20 protein-coding genes, 1 pseudogene and 1 riboswitch are annotated in these 17519 nt (G+C 49.6%); of the genes and pseudogenes, 19 read left to right on the top strand and 2 right to left on the bottom strand.

Annotated elements, in window-relative coordinates; genetic code table 11:
- Positions 1-99 precede the first annotated feature (99 nt).
- From TX77_RS08435 to TX77_RS08360, 16 genes are all read left to right on the top strand, one after another.
- Complete coding sequence (locus TX77_RS08435) at positions 100-729, top strand: hypothetical protein (RefSeq protein WP_044504363.1); 630 nt, start codon at positions 100-102, stop codon at positions 727-729.
- A gap of 126 nt (positions 730-855) precedes the next feature.
- Positions 856-1989 carry a hypothetical protein gene (locus TX77_RS08430; RefSeq protein ID WP_049917331.1) on the top strand — a complete coding sequence of 378 codons (1134 nt, stop codon included), beginning with the start codon at positions 856-858 and terminating at the stop codon, positions 1987-1989.
- A gap of 232 nt (positions 1990-2221) precedes the next feature.
- Positions 2222-3673, top strand: a complete 1452-nt coding sequence (locus TX77_RS08425) for a leucyl aminopeptidase (RefSeq protein WP_044504362.1) — start codon at positions 2222-2224, stop codon at positions 3671-3673.
- Complete coding sequence (locus tag TX77_RS08420) at positions 3670-4473, top strand: PHP domain-containing protein (RefSeq protein WP_044504360.1); 804 nt, start codon at positions 3670-3672, stop codon at positions 4471-4473. The genes TX77_RS08425 and TX77_RS08420 overlap by 4 nt, the downstream gene beginning before the upstream one ends.
- An 18-nt stretch (positions 4474-4491) precedes the next feature.
- On the top strand, positions 4492-5337 hold the full coding sequence (locus TX77_RS08415) for an Asp23/Gls24 family envelope stress response protein (RefSeq protein ID WP_044504358.1): 846 nt from the start codon (positions 4492-4494) through the stop codon (positions 5335-5337).
- Between the two features lie 75 nt (positions 5338-5412).
- Positions 5413-5490, top strand: a riboswitch (ZMP/ZTP riboswitch).
- 50 nt (positions 5491-5540) lie between these two features.
- Positions 5541-6716: a phosphoribosylaminoimidazolecarboxamide formyltransferase gene (locus TX77_RS08410; protein WP_044504357.1), complete on the top strand. Its 1176-nt coding sequence runs from the start codon at positions 5541-5543 to the stop codon at positions 6714-6716.
- A 211-nt stretch (positions 6717-6927) separates the two neighbouring features.
- Positions 6928-8928 (top strand): molybdopterin-containing oxidoreductase family protein, encoded by a 2001-nt coding sequence (locus TX77_RS08405; protein WP_044504356.1) that lies wholly within the window; start codon positions 6928-6930, stop codon positions 8926-8928.
- 58 nt (positions 8929-8986) lie between these two features.
- Entirely contained in the window at positions 8987-9316 is a 330-nt protein-coding gene (gene ylxM, locus TX77_RS08400) for a YlxM family DNA-binding protein (protein ID WP_071822349.1), read from the top strand.
- A gap of 13 nt (positions 9317-9329) precedes the next feature.
- Entirely contained in the window at positions 9330-10682 is a 1353-nt protein-coding gene (gene ffh / locus TX77_RS08395; protein ID WP_044504355.1) for a signal recognition particle protein, read from the top strand.
- Between the two features lie 56 nt (positions 10683-10738).
- Complete coding sequence (rpsP, locus tag TX77_RS08390) at positions 10739-11008, top strand: 30S ribosomal protein S16 (protein ID WP_044504354.1); 270 nt, start codon at positions 10739-10741, stop codon at positions 11006-11008.
- Between the two features lie 15 nt (positions 11009-11023).
- The gene (locus TX77_RS08385; protein WP_044504353.1) at positions 11024-11251 is read left to right on the top strand and encodes a KH domain-containing protein; all 228 of its coding nucleotides are present in this window, start codon (positions 11024-11026) and stop codon (positions 11249-11251) included.
- A gap of 8 nt (positions 11252-11259) precedes the next feature.
- Positions 11260-11667, top strand: coding sequence for a YlqD family protein (locus tag TX77_RS08380; protein ID WP_044504352.1), 408 nt, complete (start codon positions 11260-11262; stop codon positions 11665-11667).
- A gap of 6 nt (positions 11668-11673) precedes the next feature.
- The gene (rimM, locus tag TX77_RS08375; protein ID WP_044504351.1) at positions 11674-12177 is read left to right on the top strand and encodes a ribosome maturation factor RimM; all 504 of its coding nucleotides are present in this window, start codon (positions 11674-11676) and stop codon (positions 12175-12177) included.
- Positions 12174-12908, top strand: a complete 735-nt coding sequence (gene trmD / locus TX77_RS08370) for a tRNA (guanosine(37)-N1)-methyltransferase TrmD (RefSeq protein WP_044504350.1) — start codon at positions 12174-12176, stop codon at positions 12906-12908. Before rimM ends, trmD begins: the two co-directional genes overlap by 4 nt.
- Complete coding sequence (locus tag TX77_RS08365) at positions 12905-13480, top strand: RNA methyltransferase (RefSeq protein ID WP_044504349.1); 576 nt, start codon at positions 12905-12907, stop codon at positions 13478-13480. Before trmD ends, TX77_RS08365 begins: the two co-directional genes overlap by 4 nt.
- 14 nt (positions 13481-13494) lie before the next feature.
- Complete coding sequence (locus tag TX77_RS08360; RefSeq protein WP_044504348.1) at positions 13495-14229, top strand: YebC/PmpR family DNA-binding transcriptional regulator; 735 nt, start codon at positions 13495-13497, stop codon at positions 14227-14229.
- A gap of 117 nt (positions 14230-14346) precedes the next feature.
- Here TX77_RS08360 and TX77_RS14140 read toward each other — a convergent pair whose 3' ends face one another.
- Positions 14347-14916: an IS3 family transposase gene (locus TX77_RS14140; protein ID WP_154651884.1), complete on the bottom strand. Its 570-nt coding sequence runs from the start codon at positions 14914-14916 to the stop codon at positions 14347-14349.
- A 20-nt stretch (positions 14917-14936) separates the two neighbouring features.
- Positions 14937-15152 (bottom strand): annotated as a pseudogene (locus tag TX77_RS14135) (helix-turn-helix domain-containing protein); the annotation flags it as partial.
- A 496-nt stretch (positions 15153-15648) separates the two neighbouring features.
- Between TX77_RS14135 and TX77_RS08345 the strand changes: the two are divergent.
- From TX77_RS08345 to TX77_RS08335, 3 genes are read left to right on the top strand one after another with little or no spacing between them, the layout of a single operon-like run.
- Positions 15649-16014: a hypothetical protein gene (locus TX77_RS08345; RefSeq protein ID WP_044504346.1), complete on the top strand. Its 366-nt coding sequence runs from the start codon at positions 15649-15651 to the stop codon at positions 16012-16014.
- Positions 16011-16280, top strand: coding sequence for a hypothetical protein (locus TX77_RS08340; RefSeq protein ID WP_044504345.1), 270 nt, complete (start codon positions 16011-16013; stop codon positions 16278-16280). The genes TX77_RS08345 and TX77_RS08340 overlap by 4 nt, the downstream gene beginning before the upstream one ends.
- A gap of 13 nt (positions 16281-16293) precedes the next feature.
- Positions 16294-17433: a helix-turn-helix domain-containing protein gene (locus TX77_RS08335; protein ID WP_044504344.1), complete on the top strand. Its 1140-nt coding sequence runs from the start codon at positions 16294-16296 to the stop codon at positions 17431-17433.
- Positions 17434-17519: the final 86 nt, after the last annotated feature.

Below are 17519 nucleotides of genomic sequence, written 5' to 3'. Positions count from 1 at the left end.
CGGCGTGAAACAGGGGGCTAAGGGCTATTTCCCAGTCTTCGTGTTCGACGGATGTCTGGCATTATTATAGATATATAAAGTGATGAAAGGATGAGCGTAATGGAAAGTTCAGATAGAAATTTAAAGTTATATGAGGAGGCTACGGAAAAGCTTTGTGCCGGAGATTTTGACGAGGCTTTAAAATTATATGCCTTGTCTATGCACGACGAGGATGTCTATGGTTCGATGAAGGGCTACAATGCCATGGGAATCACCTTTTACTTGAAAGGAGATGTTTCGATGGCTATCAAGTGCTATGCCGTTTGCAGTAGGTTTGCGGCCCTAAGTATTCCGGAGATTCTGCAGGATTATCAGGCCATGCTGAAGGGCGACACAGAGGCTAAAGACCGTTTACTGGCCCGGTGTTCCTATTTGGCAGCCGATTGGGGCTGGAGTGAGTCTAAGGCGCAAATGGATGAAAAGAGTCAGTCCCTGAATGGAAATAATGAGCAGCTGTATCGGGACCTTTTGATGGGAAAACGGGAGGAAGACTCGCTGTCAAATGGCGAGAAGCTTTCATACAGCCAGTATCTGCTGGAGTGCCGGAAAATCGGCTATGACCTCATTTTTCATGATTTCCAAAACATGATCGATGATCGGGACGGCACGACTGAAGAAATGAAACAATGGATCGCCGATATTTTTGATGTCGTTAAAAAGTTGGTCATGGCGGCCGATAAGGCTGAATAGGAAAGATGGTGTGGCATCGCTGGTGGATTGTCTGTCTTGTATACCGGAACAGGGCGTGTGTTCGTAAAAAAACTGTCGGTTGAACGAGCCTTTTTCAGGCCTGTTTAACCGGGAATGGAGCGACATATGGTGAAGGGCTGGAGTAAGGGTAAGAAGATGGAAATGGCCGAGAAGGCTGCGAAGACCGTGGCCGGCGTATCGGTGGGAGCGGCGCAGAGCGGAGTGGATTTATTCAAAAATACCCGCGGCGTCTTTTATCGTCAGAAAGATTTTGAAGCTTTGCTGACCGGCATTGAGCAGCAGGCTGTGGCTTATGCGAAGGTTCGAGAGGCGTTGGCAGCGGCTGAGTTATCGGTGGAAACGAGAAAAATCCTATTCCTCGATTCTCTGGGGCTGGCCACGGGCAGTATCTTGAGCCGCCTCATGGGCTGGCATGTGCCTTCTGATGTACAGCAGGCCTATGAAATGGCGTATCCGCAAAAGGCGGCGGCCATGGATTTTAAGGAGGCCGTGAACGATCTCGATGAAGACCAGCTGGATGGCTTTATCAGTGGCGTCAAGGGCAAGCTCTTTGAAATCAAGTACACCGATTACCTCAATGACGGGAGGCTACCGGCAGGGTACCATGCGGAAATGGCGCAGTCGGCGACTGAACCCGGATGGGATATTGCCATTCGCGACGCCGACGGCAATGTCGATGAGGTGCTGCAGCTGAAGGCGACGGAGTCTGCCGAATACATCGGTCATGCGCTGGAACGGTATCCTTACATCGATATCGTCTCGACAGAGGAAGTGTACAGCGAAGTGACCATGGGCGATATGGCCGAACACGTCATCAACAGCGGCATATCCAATGAGGAATTGACCCAGTACGTTCAGGATACGGTCATGGTCGGTGCCGATGTCAGTCATGAAAGTTTCCTGCCGTCCATCATTCCCTATGCCATCATCGCCTATTCAGTGGCTAAACAAAAAGATCTGTCTGAGTACAAGAAGGGAAAAGAATTTGGCCGCCGCTCGCTCCTTTCTTACGTCTGTCATGTATTGGGCGTGACCGTCGGCGCTTTTACCCATACGTGGTGGCTTATTCCGGTGACGTCTGTCGGCCTGCGCCTTGCCAATCGTCACGGTGCTAAAAAGTATGCTGCTTACCGGTCCTTAGCCCGCTATGCCAGGAATAATGAACGGGTTCTCTATCGGTATACAAAGAAGTCGCGGTGGCGCAGTATACTGGAAGGACAGCTCCTGGCACCGGAGTAATCTTTACATCTTCATAGAAGGCCTGAATTTAATAAGGAGAAATATTTTAAGTACATTGCAGGAATCGTCGACGTTATGATTCTGACCAAGCAATGTACTTAATTTTTATTGTTTTTACGAATTCTTGATTTTGTCAATAGGGCGATTGTATAATAATAGTGGCTAATAATATCATTATGATTAATTCTTTAATATATGGTGACTTAGAGTAGTGTGAAAGTGAGCGATGTGCATGATTAGTTATAATGGCAAAGGCGGTCTGAATACGCTGGCAGTCGGCCTCGATAAGAGGCTGTCGACCCTGCGTCAGCTGCCCCAGGATGACGTCGTCCTGATCCGGGCCTATACGGAGCAACACCCGGAACTTTTACAGTATACGTCTCTCCACGTATTTCACTGCCTGTCAGACGGGGAGCCGAAAACGTACTTCCTCATCGGTCTGGAGGGGAAACCGGTCCGTTATTCGACGTATGAAGATTTCCGCATGGCCCAGCGGCTGATGGCGGCGGCCATGAAAGAAGGCGTCCGCGAGCTGGCCATCATGGCCGATACCCTGGAAATGGATATGGCGTCTCTTCTCGACGGGCTTTTGTACCGCAATTATGAATTTACCCATTATAAGAGCGATAAACACAGCCGAACCGTCAGCAGTATCAATATTCTGTCGCGCAGCATGAGAGCTCAGGAATTCAATTCCATGTGCTATCGCTACACGTCGATGTATGAAGGCGTCTATGAAGCCCGCGACTTGATCAATATGCCGTCTAACGATTTGACGCCGAGGAAGTTTGCCGATATCGTGGCCGATACGCTGAAGGGCGATCACATCCTCATTGAATCGCTGAATAAATGGGCCTTGGAAAAACGCCACATGGGCGGTATCGTCGCCGTCGGCAAGGGCAGCATGAATCCGCCCCAGCTGGTATCCATTGCCTATCAGGGCGATCCTAACAGCCGGGAAGTCCTGGGCATCGTCGGCAAGGGCGTTACCTATGACAGCGGCGGTCTCTCCTTAAAGAGCCACAAGGGCCTGGAATTTATGAAAAGCGATATGGCCGGGGCGGCTGCTGCTGTCGGTGTCATTCGGGCCCTCATGCTGCTTCGCTATCCCGTCAATGTGCTGGCCGTTTTGCCCCTCGTTGAAAATATTCCTTCCGGCATGGCTTATCATGTCGACGACATCTTGACCATGTATAACGGCAAGACCGTTGAAGTCAAGAATACCGATGCCGAAGGGCGGCTCATTTTGGCCGACGCCTTGACCTATGCTCAGGAAAAAGGGGCGACGCGCCTCATCGACCTGGCGACCCTGACCGGGGCTTGTGTGACGGCCTTGGGATCGGTGCGGACGGGCATGGTCGGCAATGACCAGGAATGGATGAACCGCTTCTTTAAAGTCGCGACGGAAGCCCATGAAAAGATTTGGCAGCTGCCGGCTGATGAAGAATATGAAAGCCTTTTGAAAAGCAGTGTAGCCGACATGAAGAACGTCGGCGGTCCTGAAGCCGGGGCGATTACGGCAGGTCTCTTCTTGAAGCAGTTCGTAAAGGACGGGACGCCGTGGATCCACCTCGACATCGCCGGTCCTGCTTTCCGGGAAAAGGCCGATGAAACGGGATTTATCGGCGCCACGGGCGTCGGCATTAAATCGATTCTGCACTTACTGCAGGGAGGTGTACAGTGATAGTCGATCTCCATATGCATACAACCTGCTCGGACGGTGTCTATACGCCGGAACAGCTGACCAAGATGGCCGTCGATGCCGGGCTCGACGTCATCGCTATTTCGGACCACGATACGGTGGCTGCCTACGACGGCAGTCATGAGCTGAATCCGGGCGTCCGCATCATTCGGGCCATTGAAATAAGCTCTGAATACGACGGCGAAGATGTCCATATTTTAGGCTACGGGATCAATCCCGACGATGAAGCCATGCAGGAATACTGCCGCGAGTTCAAGCAGCGGCGCTTCGACCGGGCCATGGAAATCGTCGACCGCTGCCTGGCAAACGGCTATGACATCGACCGCAAGGTCGTCGAAGACATGGTTCATAAGGGCGGCACCGTCGGCCGTCCCCATATTGCCCGCATGCTCGTCGAAAAGGGCTATTTCCCTGATGTAAAGACCGTCTTTGACAAGGTCCTTTACCACGGCGGCCCCCTCTACGTGCCCTATACGCGGCGGACCATCGATGAATGTGTGGCCCTCATCCGCAAGGTCGGGGGACTGGCCGTCTTAGCCCATCCGGGCCTCTTGAAGCGGACCTTGGATGAAGTCCTGACCCACGATTTCGACGGCGTGGAAGTATACCATCCCAAGAACCGCGGCCGTTTCGACGAATTTTTGGAATTAGCCCAAAAACGCAATTGGTATATCAGCGGCGGCTCCGATTTTCACGGGACCGTCGGCCGTTTCCCGGAAAAGCTCGGTATCTTTACCGTCGATGGGGAAAAGGTACAGGCTTTGTTGTCTCACGTACCCTAATAAAGGCAGGTGACAGACATGGAAGTTGTCGGTTTTATCGGCGCCAGCGGGACGGGGAAGAGCCACCATGCCCTGGTCGTCGCCTACGATCACGATATTCAGACCATCATTGATGACGGACTCCTTATCGATCACAACCGCATCGTTGCCGGCCGGTCGGCCAAGGACGAAACGAATCGCCTCAAGGCCGTGCGCCGCGCCGTATTCAATAACCCGGACGACGCCGCTGCCATGAAGGCAGCCTTAGCCAAAGCAGCTCCTGAAAAACTGCTCATCCTGGGAACGTCGCGGCACATGATTCACCGCATCTGCGAAGCCCTCGAGCTTCCGGAACCGGCGCGGTTCATCCGTATCGAAGACGTCTCGTGCTCGGAGGAAATCGAAAAGGCTCAAAGTATCCGCATCAAAGAGGGAACGCATATCATCCCCGTGCCGACGATGGAGCTGAAACCCCATTTTCGCGGCTATCTGCTGGATTCGATCCGTTCTTTCTTTTATGACAACAACGGCAAGAAATTGTCGCCCTTCGAGCGTTCCGTCGTTCGTCCCATCTTCAGTTATTATGGGAAACTGACGTTTTCCAACGACGTCCTTGAAAGCCTGGTCCGCCATGCTTTGAGTCAAAATGAAGGCGTGACCAAGATCAACCGACTGAAGGTGGCTATCAACTATAACTCGACGCGCAACGGTCTGGCTATTATCTTGTCCCTGACCATTGCCTACGGAGAAAATATAAAGAAACTCATGAGCCGTATCCGCCGCGATATCCAGCACGAAGTGGAATATACGACGGGCATGGCTGTGGAAATCCTCAAGATTACCGTGCGCGACATTTCGCCGCAGCCTCCGGAAGAGGAATCATAGAGGGTACGACCTGAAAGGGGCTGCTGACGGCAGCTCCTTTTTCTTGACAGCCTGAATCGGCGGACGGTATAATAAGGTGAAGCATGTGACTGACGGAAGTGGAGTTACCACGGGGAGCATGATTCATAAGAGCCGACCGTCTGGGCGAAACGTTCCAGAAGTGTCGGTATTTTTTTATTTTGGGTCTATCAGGAGGTATCACGATGAACGAACTGAAATTAAAATACGGCTGCAACCCGAACCAGTCGTCGTCCCGGGTCTATATGAAGGATGGCAGCGCCCTTCCTTTTACGGTCCTTTGCGGCCGTCCCGGCTATATTAATTTGCTCGACGCCTTTAACAGCTATCAGTTGGTCAAGGAATTGAAAGAAGCGACAGGCCTTCCGGCAGCGGCTTCCTTCAAGCACGTCAGCCCGGCCGGCGCCGCCGTTGCCACGGAGATGAGTGATACCCTGAAGAAGATATATTGGGTCGATGATCTGCCCTTGTCGCCCTTGGCTACGGCCTATGCCTGCGCCCGCGGTGCCGATCGCATGAGTTCTTACGGCGATTTCGTTGCCCTCTCCGATGTCTGCGACGTCGAAACGGCAACCCTCTTGAAGCGCGAAGTATCGGACGGCGTCATTGCGCCCGGCTACAGCGACGAAGCCCTGGCTATTTTAAAGACTAAGAAAAAGGGCAATTACTGCGTCCTTCAGATCAATGCCGATTACAAGCCCCAGCCTGTCGAATCGAAAGAAGTCTACGGCGTCACCTTTGAACAGGAACGAAATGAAGCCAAGATCACGGCCGATATGCTGCAGAACATCCCGACGCAGAACAAGGACATCCCGGCGGCCGCTCAGCGCGATCTCATCATCGCCCTCATTACCTTAAAATACACCCAGTCCAACTCCGTCTGCTACGTAAAAGACGGCATGACCATCGGTGTCGGCGCTGGTCAGCAGTCCCGCGTCCACTGCACCCGTCTGGCCGGCAATAAGGCCGACGTATGGTGGCTCCGTCAGAACCCGAAAGTCTTGAACCTGCCCTTCCGCGACGACGTCCGTCGTCCGAACCGGGACAATGCCATCGACGTCTACATCTCCGACGATTACGAAGACGTCTTGGCTGACGGTATCTGGCAGGATCTCTTTACGGAAAAACCGCAGCCCCTTACGCGGGAAGAAAAGAAAGCCTGGATTGCCCAGCTCCACGGCGTAGCCCTTGGCAGTGATGCTTTCTTCCCCTTTGGCGATAACATCGAACGGGCTCATCGCAGCGGCGTCGATTACATCGCCCAGGCCGGTGGTTCGATCCGCGACGACAATGTCATCGAAACGTGCGATAAATATGGAATTGCCATGGCTATGACCGGCCTGCGCCTCTTCCATCATTAAACAAAATACCCTTGCGGCAACTGTAAGATAGGTTTTCGCAGATTTGGGCCCATGGTGAGACTTCCCGTCGTCATCGTGGGCCCTTGCTGTATGTACCATTATGCTCGATGATGAAGAAGGGGGGATCGCATTTTTTTAGATAATTTTGCCAAGGTTCCTCTGCGGCGATATAATGAACATATATTATATAGATAAATAAGGAGGGAATTCTATGACACAATATAGGTCGGTCTGCCCCTATGACTGTCCCGACGCCTGCGGCCTCTTGGTCGACGTTGAAGACGGTCGCGTCGTCTCGGTGAAGGGCGATGAAAGCCATCCCTTTACGCGGGGGACGATATGCCCGAAGATGGCTCACTATGAACGGACGGTCTATTCGCCGCGGCGGCTGACGACGCCGCTCAAGCGGACGGGACCGAAGGGGAGCGGGAAATTTGAGCCCATCTCGTGGGATCAGGCCCTAGCTGAAATCGCAGCTTCGTGGAAAAAAATTATTGCCGAAGAGGGACCAGAAGCCATCTTGCCGTACTCCTACGCCGGCACCATGGGCATCGTCCAGCACGATGCTCTGCATGGCTTGTTTTATCGGCTAGGTGCGTCGGAACTCGACCGGACGATTTGCGCACCGGCCAAGGGGCAGGGGTTCAAAGACATCATGGGCGGTACCTTGCCGACGGCGCCCCAGGAAGCGCAAAACAGCGACGCCATCTTCTTGTGGAGCATTCACATGATGGCCACCAATATTCATTTCAAACACGACGTCGATGCTGCTCGTGAAAAAGGGGCTGCTATTTGGTGCATCGATACGTACCGCACCAAGACGGCCGATTTGGCCGATCACTTCGTCGCCATTCGGCCTGGTACCGATGGGGCACTGGCTCTCGGTATGATGCACGTCTTGGTTAGAGACGGGCTGACCGACGAAGCCTTTCTGTCTGAAAAAGTCCTCGGTTGGGATGAGCTGAAAGAAAAAGTCATTCCTCGCTATACGCCGGAAGAAACGGAAAAAATTACCGGCGTCCCGAAAGCTGTCGTCGAAGAATTGGCTCAGGCCTACGGCAAGGCGCGGGCGCCCTTCATTCGTCTGGGAAGCGGCCAGTCCCGCTACCGCAACGGCGCCATGACGACGCGCATCATCACCTGCCTTCCGGCCGTCGTCGGCGCCTGGGGAAAACGAGGCGGGGGAATCTTGACCTCAGCCGGCGCCTCTAAGGCTTATGACAAGGATATCGTCATCCGGTCGGACTGGAAGAAGAAGGGAACACGACTGGTCAATATGTGCTGCATCGGTCAGGCCCTTACGGAAGACGACAGCATCCAGAGCCTCTTCGTCTATTCGTCCAACCCGGCCTGTACGGCGCCGGATCAAAATAAAGTTCTCGCCGGCCTTTCTCGGGACGATCTGTTTACCGTCGTCCACGAACGCTTCATGACCGATACGGCCCGATACGCCGACATCGTCCTGCCGGCGACGACGTCCTTGGAGCACGACGACGCCTATTATTCCTACGGCAATTACACGATCCAGTGCGGCTATGCCGTCATCAAGCCTCTCGGCGAAAGTCGATCTAATTGGCGCGTTGCCTGTGATTTGGCCAAGGCTCTCGGCATTACCGACCCCTTTTACGACCAGTCCGAACGGGACCTTGTCGATAAACTCATCACCTCGACGGTAAAATGGCCCCTTCCCGTCGATCAGGACTGCCTGCGCTCAGGCCGGCCGACGCCCCTTCCCATGCCGGAAGACTATCAGACGACCTTTGCGACGCCGTCGGGGAAGATCGAAATTCGCAACGATGCCCTGACACCGGCCCTTCCCGATTATATGCCCCTTGATCCCGATGAGGGAAAACTGGCCTTCGTCAACGGCGCCGATATGCGCATCCTCGATTCATCCTTTAATGAACGGGATGAATTGACGGCCAGCCATACGATGGACCTCTTCGTCCATCCCGATGACGCCAGCCGATACGGTATCGCTGACGGCGAGTCCGTGACCCTTAGTAATAAAAGGGGACAGGCCGATTTTACCGTCCGCATCAGTGACCGCACCGTACCGGGCCGGGTCGTCAGCGAAGGCGTATGGTGGCGTGAACGGGTCAAAGACGGCGGCGCCTCGGTCAACGTCCTCACCAGCCAGCGCCTGACCGATGAAGGGCGGGGCAGTACCTTTTATGACGTTCGCGTCGACCTGACAAGTAAAAATACTTGACAGCGCAGACCGATTCCGGTATACTATCAAAGTACGCTGTTTGAAAGGCGGTGAAGCCATGCTTGAAGACGTAGTCCGTAAGGGACGGCTCCTCGATCTGTACGGGCCGTTATTGACGGAGAAGCAGCGGCGCTGTATGGAAATGTATTTCGATATGGACCTGTCCTTGAGTGAAATCGGGGAAGAACTGCAGATTTCCCGTCAAGGCGCTTACGACATGCTCAAGCGCGCTTCCCATTCGCTGGAAAGCTATGAACAGCGGCTTCAGTTGCTGGCCCGCTTCGATGCGGTCCGGGAACAGATCGATGAAGTCCAGGGCCTGCTTGAAGGTCAAGGGCCCAGCGATATTGAAAGAGCTAAACAACTTTTACACGAAATAGATTTATAAAAGGAGGCCCCTCATGCCATTTGAAAGTCTGTCCGAACGATTCCAGGCGGCCTTTAAAAAGCTTCGAGGCAAAGGGAAGCTTTCTGAAGAGGATGTCAGTGAAGCGCTGAAAGAGATGCGCCGCGCCTTGCTGGAAGCGGACGTCAACTTTGCCGTCACCAAAGACTTCATCAAGAAGGTCAAAGAAAAAGCCGTCGGTGAAGAAGTCTTCGGCAGCTTGAATGCGTCGCAGACGGTCATCAAAATCGTCCGCGATGAATTGACGGAACTCCTCGGCGGGACCCAGAGCCGGATTACCATTGCGCCGAAGCCGCCGACAGTCATCATGCTCGTCGGTCTCCAAGGTGCCGGTAAGACGACGACGGCAGCGAAACTCGCCAAAAAACTAAAGTCTCAAGGCAAGAGCCCGCTCATGGTAGCAGCCGACGTCTATCGTCCTGCAGCTATCACCCAGCTGCAGGTTCTCGGCCAGGAACTGGATATGCCCGTTTATACCGAAGACGGCAGTAAGGACCCTGTCGCCATTGCCCAGCATGCTATTCCCTATGCGACCAGCCATTTGCGCGACGTCGTCATCATCGATACGGCCGGGCGGCTTCATATCAACGAAACCTTGATGGATGAATTGATTCACATTAAAGAAAATGTTCATCCTCATGAAATTCTCTTAGTCGTCGACGCCATGACCGGTCAGGATGCCGTGACGGCAGCTTCTGCCTTCGATAAAGCCCTCGGTATCGATGGCATGATTATGACCAAGCTCGACGGCGATGCCCGCGGCGGGGCCGCCTTGTCCATCAAGGCCGTCACGGGCAAACCTATCAAATTCATCGGTGTCAGCGAAAAACTCGACGGCATCGAAGAATTTCATCCCAATCGTTACGCGTCGCGTATCCTCGATTTAGGCGACGTCGAAACAATCATCGAAAAAGCCCAGGCTGCTTTCGATGAAGAGTCCATGGAAAACATGAAGAAGACCATGAAGAGCGGGTCTTTCACCTTCGATGATTTCCTCTCCCAGCTTCAGATGATTAAGAAGATGGGCAACATGGGCAGCTTACTTAGCCTCATTCCCGGCATCGGGAAGTACAAGAAAGAACTCGACAAGGTCGACATGGACGGCAAGGAATTCAAGCGAATCGAAGCCATCATCACGTCCATGACGGCTCAAGAACGGTCGAGTACCAACCCTAAAATGCTGATTAAGGACAGCCGTAAGCGCCGCATCGCTAAGGGCAGCGGTACTCGTGTCCAAGACGTCAACCGCCTCATCAAGCAGTTCATGGAAATGCAGAAGATGATGAAGCAGGCCAAGAAAGCACAAAAGAGTAAACGACGGGGTTTTATGCCGCGTCTGCCTTTTTAAATGGATTTCCCGATTTATCGTGGAAATAAGATATTCTGACAAGGAGGTGATTTTCAATGATTAAAATTCGTTTGGCCCGTTTAGGTGCTAAAAAGAAACCGATCTACCGCGTCGTCGTTGCTGATTCCCGCAATGCTCGTAACAACGGTCGTCCCGTTGCAACCCTCGGCATGTACGATCCGTCCAAAGACATGGATACTCGTCTGACCGTCGATGCAGAAGCTGCTGTAGCTTGGCTCGGTAAAGGCGCACAGCCGACAGATACGATCCGTTCTATCTTCAAGAAAGCTGGCATCATGGCCCAGTTTGAAGCATCCAAAAAGTAAGTGAGGCTGGATACTATGGAAGAATTGATTGCGTGTATCGCCCGGTCTCTGGTAAAGAATCCGGAAGCGGTTACAGTTACCAAGATTCAAAAAAAAGGCCTCGAAGTCTATCAGCTTCATGTCGCACCCGAAGATATGGGCAAAGTCATTGGCAAGCAAGGTAAAATTGCGAAAGCATTGCGCCTTGTTGTCAAGGCTGCGGCAGTGAAGGCGAATAAGAAAGTATCAGTGGATATCGTATAGGAGGTACCATGGATCAGATTACATTGCGCATTCCCGTTGCCGTTAAGGCAAAAGTCACACAGTCCCTTAAGGACCGTATCCTCAAGAATGCCGATCAGGCCCTGAGTGATATCGATCGGGAAATGCAGAACCTGGAATTCCAGGCTAAACGCATGATGACCGAACAGGCCAAAATCGATGCCCAGGGACTTATTTCCCTGCGTGCGCAAGTAGAAGAACAGAAACAGCGTCTCGTCTCGGCTCGAGCTAAAGCTCAGCACGACCGCGAAGAAGCAGAACACCTTACAATCGATTCCGAAATCAGACAAGGTACACTCGAACAGACTGTCGTTGTCAATGTCGGCGATGATTTGGAAAAATTGATGGGAACTGAAATCTTGCTTGAAGACGGCAAGATCATTTCTATCCGCCAATAGAATACGATGGCTGACTTAGATTTTTTTACAATCGGTCAAATCGTTGCCCCGCACGGCGTGCGGGGTGATGTTCGTATTTATCCCGATACGGACTTTCCGAACCGATTCCTCAAGATGAAATACGGCTATATCGACGGCAAGAAGTATGAAGTAGAGTCCGCTCGTCTTCATAAGCGGGTCGTCCTCATGAAATTTGTCGGCGTCGATGATCGCAATGCCGCTGAAAGGCTCCTCAAAAAAGACCTTCAGGTACCGCGGGAAGATTTGGTACCCCTTAAAAAAGGGCAGCATTACATCTACGATATCATCGGCTCTGTCGTATACGATCTTGAAGACCATGAACTGGGAAAACTTACAGACGTCCTGCGCACGGGCAGCAACGATGTCTACGTCGTCACTGCTGATGACGGCAGGGAAACCCTTTTTGCGGCTATCCCCGACGTCGTCAAATCCGTTGATACTGAAGCGAAGCGAATCGTCGTCGATCCGCCGGAGTGGGTGGACGAATGAGAATCGACATTATCTCACTCTTTCCGGAGTTGATCGAAGCCTTTTTTCAGCACAGCATCATCGGCAGAGCCCGGGCAGCCGGTCTGTTGGATCTGGATGTGACCAATCCTCGTAACTTCACGTATGACCGCCACCACATGGTCGACGATACCATCTACGGCGGCGGCTGCGGTATGCTCATGAAGGCGGCTCCGCTCTATGCGGCCGTCGAAGCCGTGCGGAGAGAGGTTCCGCGGCGGCGCATCATTTTCATGGGTCCCGCTGGAAAGCCCTTTGATCAGGCGAAAGCACGCGAGCTGGCGACATACGACCAGCTTATTTTGCTATGTGGCCACTATGAAGGTGTCGACTACCGTGTCGAAGAAGACCTGGCCGATGAAACCATTTCCGTTGGCGACTATATCCTGACCGGCGGCGAACTGCCGGCCATGACCGTCACCGATGCCGTAGCCCGCATGATTCCGGGCGTTCTCGGTGCCGCCTCGGGAGCGGCTGACGATTCCTTTTACTCGTCCCTTCTCGAATGCCCGCAGTATACGAAGCCTGCCGTCTTTCGCGGTATGGCCGTGCCGGAAGTTCTGCGAAACGGCGATCACGCCAAGATTGAAACGTGGCGCCGAAAGGCGTCCCTTTCAAGGACCCTGGACCTTCGGCCGGACCTTCTCGAACACTGCGAGTTGTCACCGAAAGATGTGGAAATACTGAACAAATTAAAGGGAGACAAGCGATGAAAAAATCCCCTTTATATGTAGGATTGGTTCATTATCCCATATACGATAAGAACTTTAACGTCATTACGACGGCCATTACCAACTACGACCTGCATGATATTTCGCGGTCGGCAAAGACCTATGGCATAAAAAAATATTTCATCATCCATGATGTGCCGGGACAGCTGGACATGGTTCACAAAATCATGGGCTTTTGGGAAAGTGATACCGGCCGTAATTACAACGGCTATCGCACTCAGGCCTTCGACATCGTCGATATCCGCCCTTCCATCGGAGCGGCTGTCGAAGCCGTAACCGAGGCAGAAGGCAAGAAGCCTTACGTCGTTACGACCGATGCCCGGACCTATTCCAACACCATTTCCTATAAGGCACTGCGCCAAAAACGGGAAGAAGAGGACACGCCGATTCTCCTGCTCTTTGGCACGGGTTATGGCATGACGAAAGAAACGATGGAAAAATTCGATTTTATCCTGGAACCAATTTACGGCGCTGGGGAATATAATCACTTATCCGTCCGCTCGGCAGCGGCGATCATCTTAGACCGCCTGGCCGGCGAGGATTGGTGGACATAAAGGGAGGCATTTGAATGTCTGGACATTCTAAATGGGCAAATATTAAACGTAAAAAAGGGAAAAACGACGCCATCCGCGGCAAGATTACGACCAAGATCGGCCGTGAAATTACGATTGCTGTCCGCATGGGCGGTCCCGATCCGGTCGGCAATATGCGTCTGAAATTGGCCCTCCAAAAAGCAAAAGAAAACAACATCCCGAAAGATAACATTAAGCGGGCTATCCAAAAAGGCGCCGGCGCTACGGAAGGCCAGAACTACGAAGAAATCGTATATGAAGGCTACGGCCCGGCAGGCGTTGCCGTTACGGTCAACGTCCTCACGGATAACCGCAACCGCGCCGCTGCCGACGTTCGCCACGAATTTTCTAAATCCGGCGGCAACCTCGGTGCTACAGGCTGCGTCAGCTGGATGTTCCACAACACGGGTCTCTTCGTCGTCGCCCGCGATAAGGCTGACGAAGATCAGATCATGGAAGTCGCTATCGAAGCCGGTGCCGATGACGTAAAAGTCTCCGACGAAGACTACGAAATCATCACTACGCCGGAAGCCTTCGATGCCGTTGAAAAAGCCTTGGCTGACAACAACATCGAAACGGATCATGCGTCCATTACCATGATTCCGGAAAACACGATCAAACTGACCGGTGAAGATGCCGAAAAAATGGAACGCTTCATCGACGCCCTCGATGACATCGACGACGTCCAGGACGTTTACCACAACGCAGAACTTCCGGAAGACGAAGAATAAAACAAGTAAAACAGCGCCATTGCCTCATTCAGAGGAATGAACTGCTACTCGTCAAGTAGACACTCGGAAAAACATAAATAGGTTTTGTTTCTGCCACCGGTTTCCGGTGGCAGTTTTTTATGCTGCCAGCCAATAGCTGGCATGTTTTTCCATTGGAGTTAATACTCCCAGATTTCTCTGTAATCGTTTGTTATTGTAGTATTCAATATATTCTTCTATCGCTTTAATCAGTGTTTCTCTATCTGTAAAACGATGACCATAGTAACGTTCGCGCTTTAAGATTCTCCAAAACCCTTCCACAGGGCTATTGTCAATACATTTTCCCACTCGGGACATGCTTTGTACCATTCCTGCGGCCTTCAGTTTGGCATGGAAACTTCTGTTTGTATATTGAAAGCCTCGGTCGCTATGAAATAGCGGATGGGCCTCTGGATTGCAAGCAATGGCTTGATGGAAGGTATCGAATACTAAGAAATTGTCATTTCTATTACGAATTACGAAAGAGACAATTCTTCGGTCATACAAATCAAGGATAGCGCTCAGATATATTTTATGAACTTCATTTCCAAGATAATACTTAAATTCGGTAACATCTGTAAGCCATTTTTCATTAGGGCTTCCACCATAAAGTCTCTGCCCAGAATATTTTCTGCTATAAATTGCGGAGTTGAAGCCCGACGAGTACATCCGTGGCTGCGATACTTAATGGTGGACTTGATGTTTTCTTCACGACAAATCCGGAGTACGCGTTTGTCATTGAGGTGCATGCCATAATACCGTTCCATATCGTCTCGAATTCGGCGGTAGCCTTTGTCCGGATAAGCCCGGTGAATTTCTTCTATTCTTTCGGCAGCCAGCCGGTTTTCTTGCTCATTTGCAGGCAGTCGACGATGAAGCCATTTGTAATAAGTGGCTCTGGTCACGCTTCCTAATTTGCATAAGGCTGAAATAGGATAGTGATGCTCCTCGTGTTCTTCCTTAATGGCTAAGTAAATATGAAGTTTTTTCAGTCGGTTCAGTCCCGCCTCCTCTCTATTTTGTCCAATTTTTTTAAGAAAGAAATCTCCATTTCCGACTGTTTTCGCTTAGCTCTTTCCAGTTTGAGCTCGGCATGTAATTTTTCTATTTCCGTTAGTGAGTCTTCTAATTTCCTTTTCTCGCGATTATCCTGCAAGGCATCAAGACCACCAGCCTCATATTTCAGCGTATAGCTGCGTGCCTGTTGGTAGGAAACACCGTACTTTTTATATGTCTGAATTCATTATACAATCAGCCCTATTATATTTTTTCAAGTGACTACTTTACGGGTAGTAGTTTACTAGAAAATAGTAATTTTTTAGTTGACAAAATATATTTAAAAATGTAAAATAGGTGCATAGAATAAATGTTCGAAAAGGCTTATAGAAAGGAAATGAAAAAATGCGTAATTTAATTTTGAGTCATCATTTTAGTGCTTCGTGTCGTAACTTCTTAGCTCAAGCTGGAATACAAGCTTATCAATATGGAGCAGAGTTATTAGAAACCACTTCATTGGGGATGTCTGAGCGAGGACGTAGCTTGCATCCACATTTAGTAAACGTATTATATGACTATAACATTAAAAGTTTGTGTGATGCTGGAGAAATTCCATTTTCTGTAGAAGAATGTATGAATAAAGCTAGAAATAGTTATTACTACTTATTTAGAGGAGATGGCATAGAATTTACCGTTTCTAAAGTGTCAAAAAAAATAGCTTTCCACGAGATGCTATTTTTAGAAAAAATTATGCACAGAATAACGATATGATTTCTTTATTTCCTGAGTTAGAGATGACAGACATAGATGGAATAGCGTATGCTATTTTGACGCATGGTGGGAATGGTAACAAAATGAGTTTTGCAAGAATGGGATTTCCTAGGAAAGATACGAAATCTTGGATAGGAAATCAAGTGTATTTGTTTGATCGTACACAAAACCTTGTGTTAATACCTAAAAGTGAAAGTGCAGTTATTGAAATTGCTCGACCTAAGTTAAAAAATATTGAAAATATATTGGGCGAAAAAATAAAATAGGAAGGCAGTTGTAATGAAAAGTAATATCACTCCTATACAAAAAATAAATTCTGTTAGGCTAAAAGAAGCAAGAATAGCTAGAGGGTATAGCCAATCTAAATTAGGAAACTTGTTTGGAGTAAGCCGGCAAACTATTAGCAAATATGAAGAAGGATGCATGTTCCCTAAAGCAGAAATTTTCAATAAGTACGTGGAATTATTGAATTTTCCGTTATATTATTTTTATAATTCAACTCTTGATTATGAATCATCGGATACGGCAATATTATTTCGTTCATTAGCAACGGCTTCAAAAATGGAAAGAGAAAAAATATCTATTCGTGCTGAGTGGATAAAACGAATAGTAAGATATTTCTCTCAATATTTAGAATTTCCTGAAGTTACAATTAAACAGCAAACAATCAATCAAAACTATTCGGCTGAAGAAATTGAAAATTTGAGTAAATTGTTGCGACAACATTGGAATTTGGGGTTAGGACCGATTTCAAATTTGACAGCTCTATTGCAAAATAAAGGCTGTTTCATTGCTCGTACAAAAATTAAAGTTTCAAAATCAGATGGATGCTCTAAATGGTCTGAAAATCGGCCATATATTTTTTTGACAGCAGATAAAAATGTTGCTGTGCGATCACGTTTTGATTTGGCTCATGAATTGGGACATTTAATTTTACATCATATTACAGAAGATATGATGAATAAGGAGTTATTAAAAAAAATTGAGAAAGAAGCTAATTATTTTGCTGGCGCATTTTTATTACCAAGAGAAACATTTGGGAATCAGATTGTTTCTACCTCTTTGGACTATTTTATACAATTAAAGAAAGAATGGAAAGTGTCTATTGCAGCGATGATATATAGATGTAAGGAATTAGGCATATTGTCTGAAAATCAGACAAGTTATTTGTGGAGACAATTGGCCGCACGTGGCATGAAAAAAAATGAGCCATATGACGAGAAATTTATTCCCGAAAAGCCTACTTTGTTACATGATGCCGTAGAAATACTGATGGAATCTGGTGTTGTTTCAGCTGAAGAAATACTCCAAAAAATAGCGTTACCTAAAGAGGATTTTTGTGAATTATGTAATATATCTAGTCATGTATTTGATAAGAATATAAAATTATATCAGCCTAAATTACGATTAATAAAGTAATTTTAAAAATGATGTAAAGAGTGCTCATGATGTTGAACTGCTTCCCCCTAAAGTTGGACTAAAAATCCAACTTTAGGGGGATTTTT

The sequence above is a fragment of the Megasphaera massiliensis genome, assembly GCF_000455225.1.
Classification (GTDB): Bacteria; Bacillota; Negativicutes; order Veillonellales; family Megasphaeraceae; genus Megasphaera; species Megasphaera massiliensis.
The sequence above is the reverse complement of the archived record's forward strand: the minus strand, read 5'-3'. Positions and strand labels throughout refer to the sequence as shown.

Excerpts from the sequence above, each read along its gene's own strand:
- TX77_RS08435 (WP_044504363.1), top strand. The coding sequence starts at position 100 with ATGGAAAGTTCAGATAGAAATTTAAAGTTATATGAGGAGGCTACGGAA.
- TX77_RS08430 (WP_049917331.1), top strand. The coding sequence starts at position 856 with ATGGTGAAGGGCTGGAGTAAGGGTAAGAAGATGGAAATGGCCGAGAAG.
- TX77_RS08425 (WP_044504362.1), top strand. The coding sequence starts at position 2,222 with ATGATTAGTTATAATGGCAAAGGCGGTCTGAATACGCTGGCAGTCGGC.
- TX77_RS08415 (WP_044504358.1), top strand. The coding sequence starts at position 4,492 with ATGGAAGTTGTCGGTTTTATCGGCGCCAGCGGGACGGGGAAGAGCCAC.
- TX77_RS08410 (WP_044504357.1), top strand. The coding sequence starts at position 5,541 with ATGAACGAACTGAAATTAAAATACGGCTGCAACCCGAACCAGTCGTCG.
- TX77_RS08405 (WP_044504356.1), top strand. The coding sequence starts at position 6,928 with ATGACACAATATAGGTCGGTCTGCCCCTATGACTGTCCCGACGCCTGC.
- ylxM (WP_071822349.1), top strand. The coding sequence starts at position 8,987 with ATGCTTGAAGACGTAGTCCGTAAGGGACGGCTCCTCGATCTGTACGGG.
- ffh (WP_044504355.1), top strand. The coding sequence starts at position 9,330 with ATGCCATTTGAAAGTCTGTCCGAACGATTCCAGGCGGCCTTTAAAAAG.
- rpsP (WP_044504354.1), top strand. The coding sequence starts at position 10,739 with ATGATTAAAATTCGTTTGGCCCGTTTAGGTGCTAAAAAGAAACCGATC.
- TX77_RS08385 (WP_044504353.1), top strand. The coding sequence starts at position 11,024 with ATGGAAGAATTGATTGCGTGTATCGCCCGGTCTCTGGTAAAGAATCCG.
- TX77_RS08380 (WP_044504352.1), top strand. The coding sequence starts at position 11,260 with ATGGATCAGATTACATTGCGCATTCCCGTTGCCGTTAAGGCAAAAGTC.
- rimM (WP_044504351.1), top strand. The coding sequence starts at position 11,674 with ATGGCTGACTTAGATTTTTTTACAATCGGTCAAATCGTTGCCCCGCAC.
- trmD (WP_044504350.1), top strand. The coding sequence starts at position 12,174 with ATGAGAATCGACATTATCTCACTCTTTCCGGAGTTGATCGAAGCCTTT.
- TX77_RS08365 (WP_044504349.1), top strand. The coding sequence starts at position 12,905 with ATGAAAAAATCCCCTTTATATGTAGGATTGGTTCATTATCCCATATAC.
- TX77_RS08360 (WP_044504348.1), top strand. The coding sequence starts at position 13,495 with ATGTCTGGACATTCTAAATGGGCAAATATTAAACGTAAAAAAGGGAAA.
- TX77_RS14140 (WP_154651884.1), bottom strand. The coding sequence starts at position 14,916 with ATGTACTCGTCGGGCTTCAACTCCGCAATTTATAGCAGAAAATATTCT.
- TX77_RS08345 (WP_044504346.1), top strand. The coding sequence starts at position 15,649 with ATGCGTAATTTAATTTTGAGTCATCATTTTAGTGCTTCGTGTCGTAAC.
- TX77_RS08340 (WP_044504345.1), top strand. The coding sequence starts at position 16,011 with ATGATTTCTTTATTTCCTGAGTTAGAGATGACAGACATAGATGGAATA.
- TX77_RS08335 (WP_044504344.1), top strand. The coding sequence starts at position 16,294 with ATGAAAAGTAATATCACTCCTATACAAAAAATAAATTCTGTTAGGCTA.